General features: G+C 53.9%; 1 protein-coding gene. It reads left to right on the top strand.

Annotated features, from left to right (window positions below; all coding sequences use genetic code 11):
* Positions 1 to 292, top strand: a 292-nt coding sequence (locus tag QCE79_RS34440) for a hypothetical protein (RefSeq protein ID WP_309852256.1), incomplete at its 5' end; no start/stop codon positions are given.
* Between the last annotated feature and the right edge of the window lie 129 nt (positions 293 to 421).

The raw sequence follows: 421 nt of genomic DNA, 5'->3' as shown, positions 1-421 counted from the left end.
CGGTGGTTGCATGCCAGCGGACGCGTGGATAGCCGCAGAGACGGAGCGCTACGAAGCGAGCTTCTTTGGACTGCATGATGATGCGTCTAGCAAAAAAGTATTGGCGGTTTTGGCAGTGGCGAGAATCGCGCAACTGCTTTCTGACAACAGTGCTTGCTTTGCAGAAGCAGAAACAAAGAGGTGTGCCGCCGAGTTGAGCGATTACAGCGAGGAAGTGGTCATGGCGCGCACTACTTCTGCGCAATGGGCGGCTTTGAGTCAACGGGTGATCGGGTCTGCTTATCTTGAATAAAGTCTGCCGATTACGGCAAACCGCTCTGCCCTCGGTTCTCATCGAAAACTACTGAGAAAGGTGTGCGTAGTCGACAAGGATTTGGCGACGCATTCCGCTTCGTGCATGCGGCTCCGTATTTAGAGATGC

The organism is Caballeronia sp. LZ003, from assembly GCF_031451465.1.
In the GTDB taxonomy this organism is placed as follows: Bacteria; Pseudomonadota; Gammaproteobacteria; order Burkholderiales; family Burkholderiaceae; genus Caballeronia.
The sequence above is the reverse complement of the archived record's forward strand: the minus strand, read 5'-3'. Positions and strand labels throughout refer to the sequence as shown.